At 49.7% G+C, this 1,836-nt stretch carries 3 protein-coding genes; all 3 read left to right on the top strand.

The genetic code is table 11. The annotated features are described in order from the left end of the window. Positions 1–367: 367 nt before the first annotated feature. The 3 genes from IEX04_RS18585 to IEX04_RS18575 all read left to right on the top strand — a co-directional run bounded on the left by IEX04_RS18585 (position 368) and on the right by IEX04_RS18575 (position 1,742). Positions 368–718, top strand: coding sequence for a hypothetical protein (locus tag IEX04_RS18585; protein WP_188687523.1), 351 nt, complete (start codon positions 368–370; stop codon positions 716–718). Positions 719–935: 217 nt separating this feature from the next. Further along, a complete protein-coding gene (locus IEX04_RS18580) occupies positions 936–1,394 on the top strand; it encodes a hypothetical protein (RefSeq protein ID WP_188687522.1) in 459 nt (152 codons plus the stop codon). A gap of 57 nt (positions 1,395–1,451) precedes the next feature. Further along, complete coding sequence (locus IEX04_RS18575; RefSeq protein WP_188687521.1) at positions 1,452–1,742, top strand: hypothetical protein; 291 nt, start codon at positions 1,452–1,454, stop codon at positions 1,740–1,742. The last annotated feature ends 94 nt before the right edge of the window (positions 1,743–1,836 follow it).

Below are 1,836 nucleotides of genomic sequence, written 5' to 3'. Positions count from 1 at the left end.
CAGGCTCGTTTCCCGACGCTGCCGCACATAAGACGGCGGCATGATTTCCGGGACGGTTCACTATGACCACAACGTACGACAGTGAAGAGGCGTTGATCCTCGGTTTATACAAGATTGCGGCAAGGTTTTCAGATTAGGTCTAATCAGTGACCTGATCGTTCCGGTTTACGGTAGCCCAGAAGATTTTAAAACTTTCCCCAAAGGCCTATTTACAAACGATTTATATTCTGGGAAGCTAACCTTTATCAAGTCGAGAATAGGCCACAGGGTGGAATATTTAAGTCAAGGATTTTGACGTCAAACGCGCCCAAGAACCCAAAAACATCTCCTTGAAGTCCACAGTTCTTCAACAAATGTAGGGGGAGTTTTGCCCAAAAAGAAATGGTCGAACCTGTTAATAGCTGCGGTGGCTTCTGCTGCCGTCGTGTTATCTACCTCAGGGATGGCGAACGCAGCACCCGCAACCGAAATAGAACAACCGTCAGTTGAGTATATCGACGCAACTGAGGTTGTGGCTGGTACGCCTGGGTTGAGCACATCGGCGCAGTCAAAAATCTCTACGCTGATTCCCGAATCAGCAACTTCCCTGGAAGGTGAAATTGTTTCAGACAATGCAATAACCACGATGCCAACCGACGAGGACCAATCGATCACCTCATTGGCATTTGACGGCGGGCAGGAGATCTCTTTAGTACTTCCTGGAGCTGAGCTGAGCTGAGCTGACCGAAGCCGAAGGAGCTGTAGGCACGTTCTCAGGTTCAGACGGGGAAACCTTCCATACACAGGTTACCGAGGATGGCGCGATTCAGATCGTCAACGTCATCGAACAGGGAACCGATGAGCACAGCTTCCAGATAAAAACTGATATTCCAGCAGGTTCAAAATGGAAAATTCAAGAGGACGGAAGCCTGGAGCTTAAGGGCAAGGATGCCGAGGTGCTTGCGATAGCAGAAACACCGTGGTCGATCGACGCAAACGGTAAGAATCTGCCAACGAAATTCGTCATCGATGACAAAATAATAACCCAGGTAGTAGACACCGACGGGGCAGTCTTTCCGGTCGTCTCCGACCCAAGTATTTGGTGGACCATTGGAACTTCAGCTTTGTGCGTTGCTGAAATTGCAAGCCTTGCGGTTGGCGCTGCCAAGGTCATAAAGGCTTTTGCTAAGGCCGACAAGATCATCAAGTCAACGAAGAGCGTTATAAAGGCCTATAACAAACTCGGTGGTACTGTGAAATCGGTCGTTGACAAACTCAAAAAGTACGTCAAGAAAAAGTCATCACTGACGAAAGCGCAGATTAGCGCACTTGAAGAATTCTTCACCAAAATCGGGTCGACAGTTTTCCAAATCCTCGGTCTGGGATCCTGCTATGATCTCCTAAAACGAAGATAGCGATCTGATGACTGCGAGCACACATCCAAACGGGAGAGTTAGGTAACCATGGAGTTCATGACCTTTCTAGCAGCCATCGGGATCGTGGTTTCCACATTCCTGCTTGGGTTTTTCATTGCCGGTCTACACGAGACCGGGCCAGAATCCGACAACGCGAGCGCGACATCGGTGGCACTCACCGCGCTCGTGATGCTTTTCGTGGCTGTCTGCACCGCATTCATTCTCGTTGAGCCTGCATTGATCAACCCACTGTGGTTGCAATACACACTGATGGCAGGCGTTCCGCTGGTGGTTGGGTACATCTTGCGCCGAGCGTTAGCCAAGAGTATGGATAGTACTCAGCAGTAGCAACTGTTCTGACTGGAGAGGAATCCCTAGCAACTGAACTGGTCCCCGAAAGTTGGACAAGGTAATTAAAGTCTAGACGGGTCAAGCTGCCAGG

This window comes from Glutamicibacter ardleyensis (assembly GCF_014644555.1).
GTDB classification, from domain to species: domain Bacteria; phylum Actinomycetota; class Actinomycetes; order Actinomycetales; family Micrococcaceae; genus Glutamicibacter; species Glutamicibacter bergerei.
Note: the sequence above shows the minus strand (reverse complement) of the source record. Positions and strands in the feature narration are given on the sequence as shown.

What these genes read in the sequence shown, in the direction of transcription:
- IEX04_RS18575 (WP_188687521.1), top strand. Translation starts at nt 1,452, where the DNA reads ATGACCTTTCTAGCAGCCATCGGGATCGTGGTTTCCACATTCCTGCTT.